Annotated in this window: 13 protein-coding genes; 6 read left to right on the forward strand and 7 right to left on the reverse strand. The window is 68.3% G+C overall.

Features of this window, described 5'->3' with window-relative positions; all coding sequences use genetic code 11:
- Nucleotides 1–4: 4 nt before the first annotated feature.
- Nucleotides 5–3,586 (reverse strand): trehalose-phosphatase, encoded by a 3,582-nt coding sequence (gene otsB, locus AU195_RS22990; protein ID WP_059161320.1) that lies wholly within the window; start codon nucleotides 3,584–3,586, stop codon nucleotides 5–7.
- Nucleotides 3,583–5,979: a phosphoenolpyruvate synthase gene (gene ppsA / locus AU195_RS22995; protein WP_059161321.1), complete on the reverse strand. Its 2,397-nt coding sequence runs from the start codon at nucleotides 5,977–5,979 to the stop codon at nucleotides 3,583–3,585. Before ppsA ends, otsB begins: the two co-directional genes overlap by 4 nt.
- A gap of 248 nt (nucleotides 5,980–6,227) precedes the next feature.
- On the opposite strand from ppsA, the gene AU195_RS23000 reads away from it, so the two are divergent.
- From AU195_RS23000 to AU195_RS23010, 3 genes are all read left to right on the forward strand, one after another.
- Nucleotides 6,228–6,695, forward strand: coding sequence for a hypothetical protein (locus AU195_RS23000; protein ID WP_059161322.1), 468 nt, complete (start codon nucleotides 6,228–6,230; stop codon nucleotides 6,693–6,695).
- A gap of 215 nt (nucleotides 6,696–6,910) precedes the next feature.
- On the forward strand, nucleotides 6,911–7,567 hold the full coding sequence (locus AU195_RS23005) for an Rv1733c family protein (protein ID WP_059161323.1): 657 nt from the start codon (nucleotides 6,911–6,913) through the stop codon (nucleotides 7,565–7,567).
- Between the two features lie 98 nt (nucleotides 7,568–7,665).
- On the forward strand, nucleotides 7,666–9,999 hold the full coding sequence (locus AU195_RS23010) for a Tex family protein (protein ID WP_059161324.1): 2,334 nt from the start codon (nucleotides 7,666–7,668) through the stop codon (nucleotides 9,997–9,999).
- Nucleotides 10,000–10,008: 9 nt separating this feature from the next.
- Here AU195_RS23010 and AU195_RS23015 read toward each other — a convergent pair whose 3' ends face one another.
- The gene (locus AU195_RS23015) at nucleotides 10,009–12,876 is read right to left on the reverse strand and encodes an MMPL/RND family transporter (protein ID WP_059161325.1); all 2,868 of its coding nucleotides are present in this window, start codon (nucleotides 12,874–12,876) and stop codon (nucleotides 10,009–10,011) included.
- A gap of 205 nt (nucleotides 12,877–13,081) precedes the next feature.
- On the opposite strand from AU195_RS23015, the gene AU195_RS23020 reads away from it, so the two are divergent.
- Complete coding sequence (locus tag AU195_RS23020) at nucleotides 13,082–14,647, forward strand: serine/threonine-protein kinase (RefSeq protein ID WP_059161326.1); 1,566 nt, start codon at nucleotides 13,082–13,084, stop codon at nucleotides 14,645–14,647.
- A gap of 7 nt (nucleotides 14,648–14,654) precedes the next feature.
- Here the strand turns inward: AU195_RS23020 and AU195_RS23025 are convergent, their stop codons facing one another.
- Both AU195_RS23025 and AU195_RS23030 read right to left on the reverse strand, forming a co-directional pair.
- Nucleotides 14,655–15,338 carry a hypothetical protein gene (locus tag AU195_RS23025; protein WP_059161327.1) on the reverse strand — a complete coding sequence of 228 codons (684 nt, stop codon included), beginning with the start codon at nucleotides 15,336–15,338 and terminating at the stop codon, nucleotides 14,655–14,657.
- 18 nt (nucleotides 15,339–15,356) lie between these two features.
- Nucleotides 15,357–15,923, reverse strand: coding sequence for a CsbD family protein (locus AU195_RS23030; RefSeq protein ID WP_059161328.1), 567 nt, complete (start codon nucleotides 15,921–15,923; stop codon nucleotides 15,357–15,359).
- Nucleotides 15,924–16,160: 237 nt separating this feature from the next.
- On the opposite strand from AU195_RS23030, the gene AU195_RS23035 reads away from it, so the two are divergent.
- Together AU195_RS23035 and AU195_RS23040 are read left to right on the forward strand one after the other, a co-directional pair.
- Entirely contained in the window at nucleotides 16,161–16,400 is a 240-nt protein-coding gene (locus AU195_RS23035; RefSeq protein ID WP_286149460.1) for a hypothetical protein, read from the forward strand.
- 187 nt (nucleotides 16,401–16,587) lie between these two features.
- The gene (locus AU195_RS23040; protein WP_059161330.1) at nucleotides 16,588–17,904 is read left to right on the forward strand and encodes a glycoside hydrolase family 183 protein; all 1,317 of its coding nucleotides are present in this window, start codon (nucleotides 16,588–16,590) and stop codon (nucleotides 17,902–17,904) included.
- Here the strand turns inward: AU195_RS23040 and AU195_RS23045 are convergent.
- Nucleotides 17,901–18,224 carry a hypothetical protein gene (locus AU195_RS23045; protein WP_286149461.1) on the reverse strand — a complete coding sequence of 108 codons (324 nt, stop codon included), beginning with the start codon at nucleotides 18,222–18,224 and terminating at the stop codon, nucleotides 17,901–17,903. The genes AU195_RS23040 and AU195_RS23045 overlap by 4 nt on opposite strands.
- 65 nt (nucleotides 18,225–18,289) lie before the next feature.
- On the reverse strand, nucleotides 18,290–19,030 hold the full coding sequence (locus AU195_RS23050) for an SDR family NAD(P)-dependent oxidoreductase (RefSeq protein ID WP_059161332.1): 741 nt from the start codon (nucleotides 19,028–19,030) through the stop codon (nucleotides 18,290–18,292).
- Nucleotides 19,031–19,040 lie beyond the last annotated feature (10 nt).

Genomic DNA, 19,040 nt, shown 5'->3' on the forward strand with positions numbered 1-19,040 from the left:
CGGATCAACCGGGGAACCGGACGGTGGTGCCGGGCATCAGTTGCACCACCCGCCCACGGCATTCCACCACCACCCCCGCGGCCTCGCGCGGGTCGACACTGATGATCACACCCTTCCCGCTGACCCGTAGGTGCAGGTGCAGTCCCCGGTAGTGGATCGGCACGGCCAGCACCCCAAGGCTTTCCGGCCAGTACGGGGAGAGGATGAGGCGGTTGGACCGGGTCTCCAGGCCGGTGAAACACCGCTGCATGAGGTCGACGGTGCCGGCCATGGCCGCCAGGTGGATGCCTTCGGACGTCGTGCCGCCCTGGATGTCGGAGACGTCGGAGGTGAGCGCCTGTTCGAAGTAGTCCATCGCCCGGTCACGGTTGGCGCGCGCCAGGACCCAGGTGTGCACCACCCCGCTGAGCGTCGATCCGTGGGACGTGCGGGCCAGGTAGTAGTCGACCATGCCCGGGACGTCGTCCGGGGGGAAGTGGTAGCCGAGCCGGTTCAGTATCTCGTCGAGTTCGGTCACCGACATCAGGTACAACAGCATAAGGACGTCGGCCTGCTTGGAGGCCTGGTAGCGGTTGACGTCGTCGTCCTCCGCCTCGAGGATGCGGTCGAGGCGCTGGATGTTGCCGTACTGCGCTCGGTAGCGGTCCCAGTCCAACTCCGCCAACTCGCCGTAACCCTCGAACTGGCTGATGACGCCGTCGTGGAACGGTACGTACATCCGGCGGCTCACCTCGTCCCAGTGCGCCAGTTCGCCGCTGGTCAGTCCGAGCGTCTCCAGCAGGTCGAGGCGGTTGGGCAGCGGCAGCAGGTTCAACGCGTCGAGGGCACGCATGATCACCCAGACCGCCATCACGTTCGTGTACGCGTTGTTGTCGATGCCGTCGTACGGTGCGTCGGGGTACCCGGAGTGGAATTCGTCGGGTCCGATGACGCCGCGGATGCTGTAGCGACAGCGTTCTTCGTCGTAGGTGGCCCTGCTCACCCAGAAGCGCGCGATCTCGGCCAGCATCTCTGCGCCGTAGTCGATCAGGTACGCGAGATCCCCGGTGGCCTGATAGAACTTCCACGCGCTGTACGCGACCGCGATGCCGATGTGGTGGGCCCGCGCGCTCGCATCGGGGTTCCAGTTGCCGCTGCGCGGATTGAGGTGCAGCCGTTGGCTTTCCTCCCTGCCGTCGCTGCCGGACTGCCAGGGGAACATCGCACCGGAGTATCCGGCCGCAGCGGCCGCGTGACGGGCCTCCGGCAGCCGTCGGTAGCGGTATGCCAGCAACGACCGGGTGATCATGGGCAGTCGCAGGTTGAGCACCGGGAAGATGAACAGCTCGTCCCAGAAGATGTGGCCGCGGTACGCTTCGCCGTGCAGCCCACGTGCGGGCACACCCACGTCGAGGTCGGCGCTGTTCGGCGAGACGGTCTGCAGCAGGTGCAGCAGATGGAGCCGCAGGATGCGTACTTCGTCTGTGTAGCCGTCGAATTCGATGGACAGGCGCTCCCAGAGGTGCAGCCAGTCGGTCAGGTGCCCCTCGCGCACCTCGGCATACCGGCCGAGTCGGCTCAGCCAGCGCTCGGCGTCCACCGCGGGTTCCGACGTCGCGACGTCGCGGCCGGTGAACAGGGTCACCAGCTTCTCCACCGTCAGCGTCTCACCGACCGCCTGCTCGACGGTGATCTCGTGACCGATCTCCGCGCCGTCCCCGACGAGTCGGTAGGAGGCCGCCACCGGTGCGTTGTCACGCCACACGACGCTGCGCGCCGCCATGGCGACCGGTATGCGCGACTGGCTGGTGCGGACCGTCAACAGCACCGAATCGTCGCAGAGCTGCCGCCTCTCGACGATGTCGAGGTGTTCCTTGCTCAGGTCGCGGTACCGCTCGACGAGCGAGTTCGTCACGTTGCCGTCCAGCGTCGAGCGGACCGTGATGCGGCCCGACCAGTCCTCGGCGACGATCGTGGTCTGCAGAGCGCCGACGTGGGGCAGGTGCATCGCGACGAATCGTTGCTGCGTCAGCGATGTGGTGTGGCCCGCGCCGTCGCGGAAGCGGACCTTCCTCGTCAGCGTCGCCCCGCGCAGATCGAGGGTCTGGCGGTAGGACAGCACCTCGACCGCGTCGATGTCGAACCATTCGCCGTCGTCGATCCGGAAGGTCAGCGACAGCCAGTCGGGCAGGTTCACCATGCTCTCGTTGTCGACGGGGGTACCCGATACGTCGTCGACGAGACGATTGAACACACCGGCCGCGTAGGTTCCCGGATAGTGCACCCGGCCGGCCTTGGATTCCGGTGCGGCGCCCCTCGTGGCGAAGTAGCCGTTACCGACCGTGCACAACGACTCGCGCAGCTTCTCGCTCTGCGGGTCGTAACCCTCGTAGGTGAAATCCCAGGCCTCGCTTGCGACTTGGTGCTTGTAGGCCAGCCACTGCGACCCCCGCTGAAGCAACTCGCGCACCTGGTCGGGGCTCTGCAGGCTGAACCGGGCCGCCGTCCTGCGGTCGGTGTCCTCGTCGTGGCGCACGACAATGCCTATCCCGTCGAAGCGGACCGCGTCGAACGCGTCCTCGTCGGTGAGATCGTCACCGATGTAGATGGGCAGCAGCGAACCCGCCGCGTCGATCCGGTCGCGGATCCACCGGAGGGTGGTTCCCTTGTCCCAGTCGATGTCCGGTCTGAGCTCGACCAGCATGCGTCCGCCCGTCACGCGCAGACCGGCCTGCCGGCCGAGTCGGTGTGTGGCCGAGACGATCTCGGCGACCTGGTCGGCCGCGCCGACCTCGCGGAAGTGCACCGCGACGGCGAAGCGCTTGTGCTCCACGCGGACACCGGCAATGTGGGTGAACAGGTCGCGCAGTTCACCGGCCGCACGCTCGAGGACGGGCACGAACGCGGCGGCCGCCTCGTTCTGGTGATAGGTGCCGTCCGGTCCCGTCAACTCGAATCCGTGGCTCCCCGCGTACCACAGGCCCGGAGCGTCCACCCGCGCCCGCACGTCCGCGAGGTCGCGTCCGCTGAGGATCGCGACCGGACACACCGCCGCGACGAGCGTCAACGCCTCGGCCGCGCCGTCGACGAGCACGGCCGCGTCCGGATCGGACACGATCGGCGACAGCGTTCCGTCGTAGTCGAGGAACAACATCGACTCCCTGACGCTGGTGATGCCGATCAGCTGACCGTAGGACTCCAGCGCGTTGGGCACCTCGGAGACCCGCTTGTCGCCGGTGCGTACCGCGATGTCGGCCAGACCCTCGACCACCCGGTCGGCGTCGTCTCTGACCGCATCGTCTCTGACCGCATCGTCGGGGCGCCGGTCCGGGTCGACCCGGATGACGAGTGCGAACCCGTCGTCCCGCGCCGGACCCGCCGTCGAGTCCTCGACGAGCACGGCGCGTTGCGGACGTACGTCCAACCCGCGCAACGCGTCCCGGCGCGCCGAAGGCGCACCGTCCGATGAGCAGAACGCCGTCTTGACGCCACCGTCCTCGAGATCGCGGGTGAGCGCGACACTCGGTGCGGTATCGGCGGACATGCCGTGGAGATCGAAGATCACCGCGTCGTGGTAGCGGGGATCGATGACGACCGGCGGTGTCATGGCAGGTGTGCGAGCTGCTGCTCGGCGGCGAGGACCAGGCGGGTGGTCCGCACCACCGTGTCGGGGTTGAGGCTCATCGAGTCGATGCCGACCCGCACCAGGAACTCGGCCATGTCCGGATAGTCGGAGGGCGCCTGGCCGCACAGGCCGGAGTGAATCCCGTTGCGGCGGCAGCCTTCCACTGCCATCCGGATCATCTCCTTCACCCCGTCGTCACGTTCGTCGTAGTCGAATGCGACGACCTCGCTGTCGCGGTCGACGCCCAGGGTGAGCTGGGTCAGGTCGTTGGAGCCGATGGAGAACCCGTCGAAGCGGGTGGCGAACTGGTCGATGAGGATGACGTTGTTCGGGATCTCGCACATCGCGTAGATCTTCAACCCGTTCTCGCCCCGCCGCAGACCGAGATCCGCCATCGTCTGGAGGACGAGGTCCGCTTCGGCGACCCGGCGCACGAACGGCAGCATGATGATGACGTTCGTCAGGCCCATCTCCTCGCGCACGCGCCGCATCGCGCGGCACTCGAGGGCGAACCCCTCGGCGTAGGCGGGGTGGGCGTAGCGCGAGGCCCCCCGGAAGCCGAGCATCGGATTGCTCTCCGACGGCTCGAATCCGCGTCCGCCGACAAGGCTCGCGTACTCGTTGGTCTTGAAGTCCGACATCCGCACCACCACGGGCTTCGGCCAGAAGGCGGCCGCGATCGTGCCGATGCCCTCCGACAGGCGTTCGACGAAGAAGGCGCCCCCGTCCCGGTGGCCCTGCGTCAGCCGCTCGATGTCGCGGCGCACCGCGGGATCGTCGACCTTCTCGGGGTGCAGCAGGGCCAGCGGGTGGAAGCGGATGTACTCGCTGATGACGAATTCCATCCTGGCCAGTCCCACACCGTCATTGGGCAGAAACGAGTTCTTGAAGGCGAGTTCGGGGTTGCCGAGGTTGATCATGATCTCGGTCCGTGGCCGTGCCATGTCGGCGATCTCGGTGCGATCCACATGGAAACCCACCGCGCCGTCGTACACCCGTCCCGTGTCGCCTTCGGCGCACGACACCGTGACAGTTGCGCCGTCCGGCACGGTGACGGTCGCGTCGCCGGTCCCCACCACGGCCGGGATGCCGAGTTCGCGGGCGATGATCGAGGCGTGGCAGGTCCGCCCGCCGCGGTTGGTGACGATCGCCGCGGCGGTCTTCATGACCGGTTCCCAGTCGGGTGTGGTGGTGTCGGCGACGAGCACCTGTCCGGGCCGGAACTCCGCCAGTTGGGAGAGATGGTCGATGCGTTTGACCGCACCTGAGGCGATGCGCTCGCCGACCGAGCGGCCTTCGGCGAGTACGTCGGCGCGGCTTTCCAACACGTAGGTCTCCAGGGCGGTGGCGCTGAGCCGAGAGGCCACCGTCTCCGGGCGGGCCTGCACGATGTAGAGCGCTCCGTCGAGGCCGTCCTTGGCCCACTCCATGTCCATGGGCCGGCCGTAGTGCTCTTCGATCGCACACGCGTAGCCGGCCAGTTCCAGAACGTCCTCGTCGTCGAGGCAGAAGCGGCCGCGATCCGCCTTCGGCGTGGGGATGTTGCGCGTCGTGTTCTTCGTCTCGCCCTCGACGTAGACCATCTTCACGGCTTTGTCGCCGAGGCGGCGGCGCAGGACCGCGCGGTGGCCGGCGAGATAGGTCGGCTTGTGGACGTAAAACTCGTCGGGGTCGACCGCGCCCTGGACCACATTCTCGCCGAGGCCGTAGGCGCCGGTGACGAACACCGCGTCACGGAACCCCGATTCGGTGTCCAGCGAGAACATGACGCCGGAGGAGGCGATGTCGGAGCGGACCATCTTCATCACCCCGATGGACAGCGAGACCTTGAACTGGTCGAAGCCCTGGTCGATCCGATAGTGGATGGCGCGATCGGTGAAAAGGCTTGCGAAGCAGCGGCGGCAGGTGTCGAGCAGGCTCTCCTCGCCCTTGATGTTGAGATACGAGTCCTGCTGGCCGGCGAAACTCGCGGTGGGCAGGTCCTCGGCCGTCGCGGAACTGCGGACGGCGAGGCTGACGTCCTCGCCGTATTCCTGCTGCAGCGTGCGATAGGCGGCTCGGATCTGCGCGGCCAGGTCGGCGGGCAATCCGGCGCCGTAGACGATTTCGCGGGCACGCTTGCCTTTACGCGCCAGTGCCGCGACGTCGGCCGGGTCGATGTCGTCGAGTTCGGCGTGTAACCGGCCCCACGCGTCGGCCTCGTCGAGCATGTGGCGATAGGCCGCGGCGGTGATGGCGAACCCGTGGGGGATACGGACGCCGTGGCCGGAGAGGTTCTGGTACATCTCGCCCAGCGAGGCATTCTTCCCGCCCACGAGGGGCACGTCGTCGATACCGATCTCTTCGAAGAAACGGACATAGGCGGACGCACTCATGGTCTGTCCTCTCGCTGCGTGTCAACGCAAACCTGCCACGGACGCACGCGGCCGAGACAGGGCCGGAAGTCACAGGAATGCGCCAGCCGCGACGGCCGCGGACTCAGGCGGTCGGGGTGATCAGCGACCGGCAATTCACCTCTTCAGTCACATTGGTCACAAATTTCACGTTTATCACAGGAGTATCACGGCAAGCCTCTTTATCGAGAGCCCCTCTCAACAACCGCACCAGCCGAAAAGGACTCCTCATGAACACCGTCCTCTATATCGACCCCCGGGGCGTGGTTTACGAAACCCGCGCCTTCAGCAAAGCGGATATCGCCCATCTGGTGAGCGATTACGGGCTGGAAAGCCTGTCCAGCGGCGATCGACAGTTCGATTTCTGGTTCACCCCGACCGCGCGCCGCTGCCAGCGCCGGGTCAACCGCAGTGCCACCGAGCTGCTGCTGGCCGCCACCGGGTTCACCGCGAAGAACGTGCCGCTCCTGCGTGGCGGCGTGGTTGTGGCCACCCACGACGCGGACGGGGACCTCGACGGTCTGAGCTGGGAGCAGTTGGACCAACTGTCGCGGGCCTGCCGCACACTCACCAAACGCGACTTCCGGGTGCTCGACCGCCGGTTCAGCCGCGCCGACGCCCGCCTACGGCACCGTCCCGCAACCCCGGCCGCGGCACCTGCGGAAAGCGTCGAACAGCGCGAGTCCGTGCGGCACTGAGTTCGGCTGAACGACAATTCGCCGACCTGGCGAATTGCGCCGCCCAGCCCTGTGAGAACCGGACAATTCTCCGCCGCGACGTTGTCGAGTTTCGGCTAACCGTGCGGCGGTCATCTCCTCCACGATGGAATCAACCGTCGGAGCATGTCGAGGAGGTGGGTGTTGATCACCGCGCTCACCTCCGGTGGCCGTTTCGTGGACGGAGGGAGATCACGGTGAAGCGCCACGATCCGGCCCCTCGGCCGGAGACGTCCCATCCCAGGCGCGAGGACACCCTGGAATCCTTCGAGATCCGGGTGCCCCGATGGCCGCTCCTCGTGCGGTTGGTCGATCGGGGACCGTTGGTTCGCACCACCGACAGGGTCGAGGCTTTCGTCGTGACGCTGGCGATCGTCGTGTCGCTGCTCGCCATTCCCGTCGCCGCCGCCGTCGGCACCGCGACCTACGACAGCCGCAGCCGCTTCTACGCCGAACAGCACGCGATGCGGCAGCAGGTGACGGCCACTGTCACCGATGTGCCGGAGTCCGTGTCGTTCTCGCGCACCGGCATGATCACGGTCCCGGTCGAATGGTGGGACGGCGACACCCGCCGCACGGACACCGTGCAGGCGCACGGCTCGGTGGACCCGGGTGACGCCGTCGACCTGTGGGTCGGCGAGGACGGCGCCCAGGTGCTCGCCCCCGAACCGACGTCCCGCGCCGCGGTGGAGGCGGTGGCGGGCGCCGTCGCGATCTGGATGAGCGTCGCCGCAGGCACGGCGATCCTGTCCGCGCTCGTCCAGTTGACATGTGACCGCATCCGGTCCGCAGCGTGGCAACACGAACTCGACACGTTGGTCGACGGTGGTGGCCACACGTCCAGTCATCCCTGACGACATCGTGCGCTGACGACCTGGTACTCCCGTCCTGACCGAGACGCGCCGGTCGACCGCTGCCGCGACGTGTCGTCGGCCTTCGGTAGGGTTCCCGCGTGACTTCGAGCCCGACCGTCAGATCTGTAAACGCCCGTCTCGCTGAGGAACTCACCGTCGCCGAGGCGCAGGTGGCGGCCGCCGTCCGGTTGCTCGACGAAGGCGCCACCGTGCCCTTCATCGCCCGCTACCGCAAGGAGGTCACCGGCAGCCTCGACGACGCACAACTGCGCACGCTCGAAGAACGCCTGACCTACCTGCGTGAACTCGACTCGCGGCGGGCCGCTGTGCTGGCCTCCATCGAGGAGCAGGGCAAACTCACCGACGCGCTCAGAACCGCGCTGCTGACCGCCGACACCAAGTCGAGGGTCGAGGACATCTACCTGCCGTACAAGCCGAAGCGGCGCACGAAGGCGCAGATCGCCCGGGAAGCGGGCCTCGAACCGCTGGCCGACCGCCTGCTGACCGACCCGGCGTGTGTCCCCGAGGAGGCCGCGGCGCCCTTCCTCACCGACGGTGTGCCCGATGCGGCCGCCGCACTCGACGGGGCGCGCCACATCCTGATCGAGCGCGCCGCCGAGGACGCCGACCTGGTCGGCGCCGTGCGCGAGAAGTTCTGGTCCGACGGGTCGCTGCGCACCTCACCCCGGTCCGACGATGTCGCCAAGACCCCGGCCGCCCAGAAGTTCCGCGACTACTTCGACTTCTCCGAACCACTGCAGAACATGCCGTCGCACCGCGTGCTCGCCGTGATGCGCGGCGAGAAGGAGGAGGTGCTGTCGCTGAACTTCGACGGGGGAGACGACGACGTCTACCTCGCGATGGTGGCGCGGACCCTGGGCGTCGACATGAGCTCGGAGGCCCCCGCCGCGCCGTGGCTCGCGACGACCGTGCGGTTGGCGTGGCGCGTCAAGCTGATGGTGTCGGCGGCCGTCGCCGCCCGCGTCCGCCTGCGGCAGCGCGCCGAGGAGGACGCAGTCGCGGTGTTCGCCCGCAACCTCAAGGACCTCCTGCTCGCCGCCCCCGCGGGTTCGCGCACCACTCTCGGCCTCGACCCGGGCTTCCGCACCGGCGTCAAGGTGGCCGTCGTCGACGGCACCGGCAAGGTCGTCGACACCTGCGCGATCTTCCCGCACCAGCCGCAGAAGCAGTGGGATCAGGGCAAGGCCACGCTCGCGGCGCTGGTCGCCCGTCACGGTGTCGAGTTGATCGCCGTCGGCAACGGCACTGCCTCGCGCGAAACCGACGCTCTGGCAGCCGAACTCATCGCCGATATCGCAGCCGCGGGGGCCACGGCGCCGGTGAAGGCGATGGTCAGTGAGGCCGGGGCGTCGGTGTACTCCGCCTCGGCGTACGCCGCGCACGAACTGCCCGCCCTGGACGTGACGTTGCGGGGTGCGGTGTCCATCGCCCGTCGTCTGCAGGACCCGCTCGCCGAACTGGTCAAGATCGAGCCCAAGTCGATCGGCGTGGGCCAGTACCAGCACGACGTCACGCCCGGGACGCTCGCGCGGAGCCTCGACGCCGTCGTCGAGGACGCCGTCAACGCGGTGGGCGTCGACCTGAACACGGCGTCGGTGCCGCTGCTGGCCCGCGTGTCGGGCGTCACCGAGACCCTCGCGGAGGCCATCGTCGCGCACCGCGAGAAGACCGGGCCGTTCCGCAACCGGACCTCCCTGCTCGAGGTACCGCGGTTGGGCCCCAAGGCATTCGAACAGTGTGCGGGCTTCCTGCGGATCACCGGCGGGGAGGATCCGCTCGACGCCTCGGGCGTCCATCCCGAGGCCTACCCGGTGGTGCGGCGCATCCTGGACCGTTCGGGGGTCACGCTGGCCGAGATCATCGGCAACCAACGGCAGCTGCGCTCGCTGAAACCCGCCGAGTTCGCCGACGACCGGTTCGGCATCCCCACCGTCACTGACATTCTCGCCGAACTCGAGAAGCCCGGACGCGACCCGCGGCCGGCGTTCTCGACGGCGACCTTCGCCGCCGGTGTGGAGAAGGTCGCCGACCTGAAGGTGGGCATGGTGCTCGAGGGTGTGGTGACCAATGTCGCGGCGTTCGGCGCGTTCGTCGACGTGGGCGTGCACCAGGACGGTCTCGTCCACGTCTCCGCGATGGCCGACCGCTTCGTGTCCGACCCGCATGAGGTGGTGCGCTCCGGCCAGGTGGTTCGGGTCAAGGTCGTCGACGTCGACGTGGACCGGCAGCGGATCGGGCTGAGCCTCCGGCTGGGCGACACTCCGCAGCGCGACAAGGCCAAACCGCGTCGTGATGCGCCCACCCAGCGGCCGCAGGGGAGGCGGAACCCCAAGCGCGACAACGATCGTCGGGAGAAGGCGCCGGCCGGGTCGATGGCGCAGGCGCTCCGCGACGCCGGCTTCGGCCGCTAGCGCGAAGCCTCAGCGCCGGACCAGCGAGCCCGCCGTCGCCGGCCGTCGGCGCACCCGCTGCGGCCACCAGAACCACGGGCCCAGCAGTGCTGCGATCGACGGCGTCATGAACGCCCGGATGACCAGCGTGTCGAAGATCAGGCCCAGCCCGATCGTCGTGCCGATCTGCGCCGCCACGGTCAGTTCGCTGACCACCATCGACATCATCGTGAACGCGAACACCAGGCCGGCGGCGGTCACCACGGATCCGGTGCCGCCCATCGCGCGGATGATCCCGGTGTTGATCCCCGCCGGGATCTCCTCTTTAAGGCGCGCCACCAACAGCAGGTTGTAGTCCGCGCCGACGGCCAGCAGGATGATCACCGCCATCGCCATCACCATGAAGTGCAGTTCGATCCCGAACACGTGCTGCCACACCAGGACCGACAGCCCGAACGACGCGCCGAGTGACAGGACCACGGTGCCGACGATCACCGCCGCGGCCACCAGCGCGCGTGTGAGGATCAGCATGATGATGAAAATCAATGACAGGGCGGCGATCCCGGCGATCAGCAGATCCCAGTTGTTGCCTTCCTGCATGTCCTTGAACGCCGCCGCGGTGCCGCCGATGTAGATCCGCGAACCCTCCAGCGGCGTGCCCTTGATGGCCTCTTTGGCGGCCGTCTTGACGGCGTCGATGCGGTCGATGCCCTCCACCGTCAGCGGGTCGCCCTCGTGGGAGATGATGAACCGGACCGCCCGGCCGTTCGGCGAGATGAAACTCTCCATACCGCGCTTGAAATCCTCGTTCTCGAAGATCTCCGGTGGTAGGTAGAAGGTGTCGTCGTTCATCGCGTCGTTGAACGCATCGGCCATCGCCGTTGAGTCCGTGTCCATCGCGGCCTGCTGCTCGAGCAGTCCCGCCTGCGTGGAGTGCATCGACAGGATCGTCGCGCGCGCGGTCTCCATGGTCTCGATCGTCTGCGGCATGACCGCCAGCAGCTGCGGCATCAACGCGTCGAGCCGCTCCATGTCCGGGATGATGGCCTGGAAGTCGTCGGTCATGGTGTTGACCCCGTCGAGGGCGTCGAACACCGAGCGCATCGCGAAGCACACCGGGATGTTGTAGCAGTGCGGTTCCCAGTAGAAGTAGTTGCGGATCGGGCGGAAGAAGTCGTCGAAATTCGAGATGCTGTCCCGCAATTCGGCGATCTCGACCGACAGGTCCTTGGACTTGCCCACCAGGTCGTGGGTGGTCGCGCTCATCTGCTCCATCAACCCGATCATCTCGGTCATCGTGTCGACGGACTTCTCCATCTCGTCGGCCTGCAGCAGGAGGGTGTCCATGTTCTCCTGCAGGTAGGGCCGCGTCATCGTCTGCATCACCCCGCCCAGGCTCATCTGGGCCGGGATGGTGGCGTAGTTCAACGGTTTACCCTGGGGCCGGGTGATCGCCTGGACGCTGCCGATGCCCTCGACGCGGAAGACCGCCTTGGCGATCTTGTCGATGACGAGGAAGTCGGCCGGGTTGCGCAGATCCCTGTCGGTCTCGACCAGCAGCAGTTCCGGGTTCATCCGGGCGACCGAGAAGTGCCGTTCGGCGGCGGCGAAACCCTCCATCGCGGGCAGGTCGTCCGGCAGGTAGTTGCGGTCGTTGTAGTTGGTCTTGTAGCCGGGCAGCGTCAGCAGGCCGATCAGCGACAGCGCGATCGTCAGCAGAAGGATCGGGCCGGGCCAGCGGACCACCGCGGCACCGAGGCGGCGCCAGCCACGGATCCGCATCGCCCGCTTGGGTTCGAGCAGGCCGAACCGGGTGGCGACCGTGATGAGCGCGGGGCCCAGGGTGAGCGCGACCAACACGGCGACCGTCATCCCGACGGCGAGCGGGACGCCGAGTGACTGGAAGTACGGCAGGCGGGTGAAGCTCAGGCAGAAGGTCGCCCCGGCGATCGTCATACCGGAGCCGAGAACCACGTGCGCGGTGCCGTGGAACATCGTGTAGAAGGCGGACTCCCGGTCCTCCCCGGCGGTACGGGCCTCCTGGTAGCGGCCGATCAGGAAGATCGCGTAGTCGGTCGCCGCGGCGATCGCGAGTGCGACCAGCAGCGTGGTCGCGAACGTCGAGAGCCCGATCAGGTCGTGGTACCCGAGGAACGCCACCACGCCGCGCGCCGCGCTCAGCCCGAGCAGGACCATGCCCAGCACCAGCAGCACCGTGGTGATCGACCGGTAGACGATCAACAACACCACGATGATCACGGCGAAGGTGACCATCTCGATGACCCGCACGCTGCGGTCGCCCGCGATCTGCTGGTCGGCGGCCAGCGCCGAACCGCCGGTGACGTAGACGTCCACCCCGGGCGGCGGAGACAGACCGCCGACGATCTCCTGCACGGCCTTGACCGACTCGTTGGCCAGCGCTTCGCCCTGGTTGCCCGCCAGGTACAGCTGGACGTAGGCGGCCTTGCCGTCGCTACTGAGCGCGCCCGCCTCGGTCAGCGGGTCACCCCAGAAGTCCTGGGTGTGTTCGACGTGGACGGTGTCGGCCTCGAGGCGGTCGACCATGTCGTTGTAGAAGCGGTGCGCCTCGTCGCCGAGACGTTGCTCACCCTCCAGCACGATCATGACCGAGCTGTCGGATTCGAACTCCTCGAAGACCTCACCGGCGCGGGTCATCGCGATCACCGAGGGCGCTTCCTCGGGCGCCATCGACACCGACCGCATCTGGCTGACGACCTCCAGCTGCGGCACCGTCAGCGACAGGACCGCCACCAGCAGGATCCAGCCCAGGATGATCGGCACCGCGAGCCGCCGGATCCATTTCGCCGGACCGGTGCGCGCAGCGGGCTGCGGAGGGGGACCGACGCGGTGCCCAGCCTCAACGTGCGAGTTGGGCAACTTGGTGAAATCCTCCGTGCGACGTGGTGTCGTCAGTAGTGATAGCAGATCGCGCGGATTTTCAGGGGCCTCCCTTTCGGTCTCGCGCCAGGCTGTGGGATGTGCCACGAATCCGTCAGGGGCCGAGCGGGAACACTGATGTCACCTGATCCGGCGCAAGGGGGGAGCCGGTACGGTCGGGACGGACTGAAAGGACTCACTTCTGATGGCCACCCCGCACGGCGGCTCGCGGCTCGGTACCCGGTTCGGCCCGTACGAACTCCGGTCCCTGATCGGAGTCGGCGGGATGGGCGAGGTCTACCGCGCCTATGACACGGTCAAAGGCCGCACGGTCGCGCTGAAACTTCTGCGCGCGGAGATGGCCGCCGACCCGAGTTTCCAGGAGCGCTTCCGCCGCGAATCGCGGGTCGCGGCCCGGCTGCAGGAACCGCACGTCATCCCGGTGCACGACTTCGGTGACATCGGCGGTGTCCTCTACATCGACATGCGCCTGGTGGAAGGGGCCAGCCTCAAGGACGTCCTGCAGGCCAGTGGCCCCCTCGACGCCAAACGGGCGTCCTCGATCATCGCCCAGGTCGCCGCGGCGCTCGACGCCGCGCACGCCGACGGACTCGTGCACCGCGACATCAAACCGGAGAACGTCCTGCTCAACCCGGACGACTTCGCCTATCTGGTGGACTTCGGGATCGCCCACACCGGCGGCGATCCGGGCGTCACGTCGACAGGAATGATCGTCGGGTCGTCGGCGTACATGGCGCCGGAGCGGTTCAGCGGCGGGCCCGTCGGCCCGCCCGCCGACGTGTACTCGCTGACGTGCCTGCTCTACGAGTGCCTCACCGGGAGGCCGCCGTTCGAGACCCGGGAACTGCAGCAACTCATGAGCGCCCACATGTTCGCGCCGCCGCCGCGGCCGAGCATCATGCGCCGGGGGATCAGCCGCGCGTACGACGACGTCATCGCCCGCGGGATGGCCAAACAGCCCGAGGACAGGTTCCCCACGGCGGGCGACCTGGCCAAGGCGGCGACCGCGGCGGCGACGCTGCCCGCAGCGCCCGCTGGTGCGGCCGGCGGTGCCGTCGCACCGGCTCCGGCCGGGACACGACAGTTCTCGTCGGTGTTCCCCAACCCCGCCGCCACCGGCTTCACCCCGTATCCGCCCGCGCCACCGCGGGCCGCGGCCAAACCGCCCGCGAAGAAGAACACCGCGCAGGTGGTGTTGATCGCCGCGATCATCGTGATGTTCGGAGTGGCCGCGGTGCTGGCCGCGCTCCTCGCGTTCAACGGGCAGGACAGCACGCCGACGGCCCGCACGACGCTGACCCCGACCGCCCCGTACGACGAGAGCGTTCCGACGACCACCAGCGAGACCACCACGTCGTCGACGACCACCACGCCGTCGACCACGACGAGCACCACCCCGTCGACGTCGGCCACCGCCCCGGCCGGTGTGTCCGGCGCCGACGGGCAGGGCTTCGTCGGCCACTACGCCCGGTGCGAGTCCGGCGGGTCCCCGGCGGCGATGGTGCGCACCGCGCAGTCCCTGGCCATCGTGTGCCGCAGCGACGACGACGACGAGTACTACTACCGCGGCGAACGGCTCAGCGACGGCGCCACCATCGAACTGCAGGATGCGAAGCCCGCCGGCGGCGGCTATGACGTCGTCGACCCGTCCGGAGGTGCCCGCTACGAAGTTCGGCCCGACCGGCTCACCATCGTGAGCAACGGCCGGGCCGATACATCAGAGCGCGTACTGGAGTACTACGCGGGGTAGAGCCGGGTCAGTTCCCGTTCTTCGCCGCGCGCTCCTGCTGGCGCTTCTCCTTCTCGGTATCCGCGAGGTCCTCGACGCGGTCGGCCTGAGTCCGCTTGGCGGCAGCGCTGCCCGCCTTGTCGGCGGCGTCGTCGAGCTTGGCCTGAGCGACCTTCTCGACGCTCTTCTCGGTGGCCGAGATCACGGCCTCCTCCTGACGGCGGGCGGCCTCGGCCGACTTCACGCGCTGCGCGGCGACCCGATCGGCCTGCTCCTTGGCGTCGGCGGCCTTCTTCTGCGCGTTCTGCGCGGCGTTCTGCTTACGCTCGGCAGCCGTCTGGCGGGCTTCGGAGATCTCGCGCTCGCGATCCTGCTCGGCCTGCTGCTTCTCGCGCGCGGCCTGCTCGCGGGTCGATTCGAGCTCCGCCTCGGCCTGGTTCTGCACCTCGGTGGCCGTCGCGTCGAGCTGGGCCGCCCGGCGTAGCGCCTCACTGCGTTCGAGCAGCGCCGCGCCGCGCTGCTCGACATCGGGGGCGCTCAGGGCATTGCCGACAGCGAGGTCGAGCATGCCCAGTGAGCGTTCGTAGAACAGCCGCGCCGGTGCCTCGGAGTCGAGGCGGGCCACGACCCGGTCCTCGATGACCTGCAGCGGAAAGCGGGCGACCTGGTACTGGAGTCGCAGCACGGCGAATGGGACGTCGGTGATCTTCATCGATTACTCCTGGCTTCTCTATCGCTGTTCGGGAACGTCGGCGTCGGCGGTCAATTCGTCGGCTTCCCGCCGAATGCGCTCGGCTTCGGCCTTCGCGTCGGCGGCGACCTTGATCGAGTCGTTGCGCTGTCCGGCGGCGTCGGCGACCTCGGCGGTGGCCTCGGCCTTCTCGGCGCGCGCTTCGGCGTCGGCCTGCTCGGCCTTGCGCTGGGCTTCGGTCTCGGCCTGCGCCGCGTCACGGGCCGCGCGCTGCGCTGCCGCCTGCTCGGCCTGCCGCTTCTGTGCGGCCTGGTCGGCGCGTGCGGCGCTCTCGGCGGCCGCGGTCTCGGCGTTCACGGCGGCGCGCTCCTGCGCACCCTCCTGCCGTGCCTCCACCACTTCCTGACGTGCCTGCTCGGCCTCGGCCTCGGCGACCGCCTCTTCGGCGTTGGCGGCCTTCCGCTCCTTGGCCTGGGTCTGCTCGAGCTGCCCCTCGGCGGTCAGCGAATCGTTCCCGGTCACAGCGCCGACGACTTCCTTCGCCTTGCCCTTGACCGAGTCGATGAGGCCTTTGCGGGCCTGGTCGGACTTGTTGTTCTCAGTCATGTAATCCCCTCAGTAGGTGCCGGGGGCAGCATTCCCGCTCGTCGCGGAACCACACGTGGATGTGGCCTGGGCCACTCCCGCCCGTCCACCTGATCCGGAGGATTACAGAGTTGCAAAGCAGGGTAAGATCAGACGCGAAGCTGTGAACAGCCTAAACAGCTTGGCGTGCGGAGGACAGCGAACATGTATACCAATGAATTCCCTGAGGAAACCCTTCGAATTAACTTTGAACATTGGTTGTGTGAAGCCATCCGCACCGGCGCCCGCAGCGCGCATCTGCAGCCCCTCACCCCGCTGAGCGCGCAGACCTGGCAGGCGATCGACGAGGTGGCCGACGCGGCCGCCGCGGTCGGGGGGCAGTCCGCCCACGTGGCACGCCTGCAGAATGTGGTGCTCGCCGCCCGCGACCAGTTCGCCCGCCAGCTCGACGGAACGCAGGGCACGCCGCAGATGCTGCTGGGCCGGGCAGCCAGCTGATCACCCTTTGCGCAAACAAATAAAGCGCGCGGCGAATCGTCGCGTGCTGCGCTGACGTAGGCGTCAGTTCGCACTGGCAAACCATCTCGGATCGATCACGAAGCCGTTGCGGTTCGTTCGCCGACGCGTTCGGTAAACCTCAGAGGCCACTACTGTCACACGGGTATCTCGGCCCGAAAGGTGTGACATGTCGGCCATGCGACGACTGGCGGTGCTGACCGTGGCGTCGACGACTATGGCGTCGCTGGTGGTGCCGATCGCGACGAGCCCCCCAGCGGCAGCCGACCCCTGTTCGGTCCCCGTCGCGGCGCCGTCGGCCCGCAGCGCCAACCCGGGGTTCACCGTCCCGAAGTTCCCCATCCTGCACCTGCCGATCGGTCGGAAACCCGCGCCGAAGACCACCGCCGCCGAGGCCGCGCAGTCCGACGCCGCGGTCGCACCCGACACCGAGGCGCGCGCGGCCGCGGCGCCCGCCGCATCGGGTGCGACCGTCGTCGACACGGTCGCCGGCCCGGACTCGTCGTCCTACCCGCGCTTCGGCATCTCGGGTGCCGATCTCGGCATCCTCTGGGACAACGGACACTCCGGCGCGCAGCGTCAGGTGCTGGTCGCGTTCGGCGACACCTTCGGCAATTGCAGCCTGCAGGACCAGGAATGGCGGAAGAACACCCTGTTCCGCAGTGCCACCACGGACCTGTCGAACGGGATGGTGGTCACCAATCCGGTGGCCGGCGACAGGTTCGGCGGCTCACCGGTCAACGCCGACCGGCCGAGCTTCTCCCGCCAGGTGATCCAGAGCCTCAACCTCGCGGCCACCGAGGTCACCGTCATCCCCACCGCAGGCATATCCGTCGGCACGCGGCAGTACGTCAACTTCATGTCGGTCAGTCAGTGGGGCGCGCCGGGGCAGTGGTCGACGAACTTCTCGGCCGTCGCGGTCTCCGACGACAACGGCGAGACGTGGACGGTGCCGCGCACCAGCATTCGGCCCAGCTGGTTCAACACCGTGCCCGGGGTGCAGTTCGTGTGGGGCGACCAGAACTTCCAGATGGGCGCGTACCTGCGCCACAACGGCTACGTCTACGCCTACGGCACCGGCGCCGGTCGTGGCGGCATGCCGTTCCTGTCCCGCGTCAGCGAGAACGCGGTCGCCGACAAATCGGCCTACGAGTACTACACGCCCTTCGGCTGGCTGCGGGGCTTTCCGTTCCTCGCCATCCAAGTGGTGTGGGCCCCGGGAAGTGAGATGTCGGTGGCGTGGAACGACCACCTGAAGAAGTTCGTCATGCTCTACACCAACACGGTGAGCGACGTCGTGATGCGCACCGCCGACAAGCCCGAGGGTCCGTGGAGTTCGGCCAAGAAGATCGTCACGTCGGCCGCCATGCCGGGCGGCATCTACGCCCCGTACATCCACCCCTGGTCGAAGGGCAACGACCTGTACTTCACGCTGTCACGGTGGTCGGACTACAGCACCCTGCTGATGCACACCACACTCGGCTAGATGTGCACATCGCGCAGGCCGACCGCGTTGCGCAGCCCGGAGCAGTTGTAACACCCAACGCAGCCAACACAATTCGAGCACCTCGCGCATCCGATGCAGGCGACGCACCTGGCGCACGCGAAACACCCCACACAGGCCAGGCACGCGCTCATCGCGAACGACAGCGCGGTCAGCGCACTCCCGGCCACCGCCGCGCTGGAGGCGGTGGCGACCGACCCGGTCACCCCGGCGCTGTTGACGGTGCCCAGCGAGGCCGAGACGCCGGCGCTGTTGACGGTGCCCACGGAGGCTGAGACGCCGGCGCTGTTGACGGTCGCCACAGACCGGACGACCCCCGCGCTCGCGCGGGTCGCCCTGGATCGCACCACAGCCGGCCGTCGTCGCGTCATCCCGCCGTCTTCCCGTTGTCCACCACATACACCGCACCGTGCACCGCCGAGGCGTCATCGCTGGCCAGAAAGGCGATGGTCTTGGCGACGTCGGTGACGTCCATCATCCCGCGGGGCGCGGCGATCCGCATGATCAGGTTCCAGTCCGCCTGCTCCGGTGCGGCGAAGTCCGTCGTCTGCGGGGTCACCATCCCGCCGGGGCAGACGGCGTTGACCCGCAACCGGTCCGCGGTGAACTCGATGGCCAGCGCCCGCGTCAGGCCGACCAGTCCGTGCTTGGCCGCACAGTAGCCCGCCGAGTACACCTCACCCTCCACACCGGCGATGGATGCCACGTTGACGATGCTGCCGCCGGTCTCGAGCAGGTGCGGCAACGCGGCGCGGCACAGGAAGTACGGGCCGTTGAGGTTGACGGCGAGGTCGTGGTCCCAGTCCGCATCGGACATCGTCGTCGTGTGCCGCATCTGGTGGTAGCCGGCGACATTCGCCAGCACGTCGAGCCTGCCGAACCTCTCGACGCAGTCGTCGACGGCGCTGCGGCAGGCCGCGGGGGAGGTGATGTCGACCGACGCGTACGCCCCGCCGGGTACGTCGGCGAACACCGACGCCATCCGGTCGGCGTCCCGGGAGATCCCGAACACGGTCGCGCCGCGCTCGGCGAACAGTTTCGCCGTGGCCGCGCCCAACCCCGACGACGCGCCCGTCACCAACGCCACCTTGCCGCTCAGCTGTGCCATGGGAGATGAC

Source organism: Mycobacterium sp. IS-1496 (genome assembly GCF_001499995.1).
GTDB lineage: Bacteria > Actinomycetota > Actinomycetes > Mycobacteriales > Mycobacteriaceae > Mycobacterium.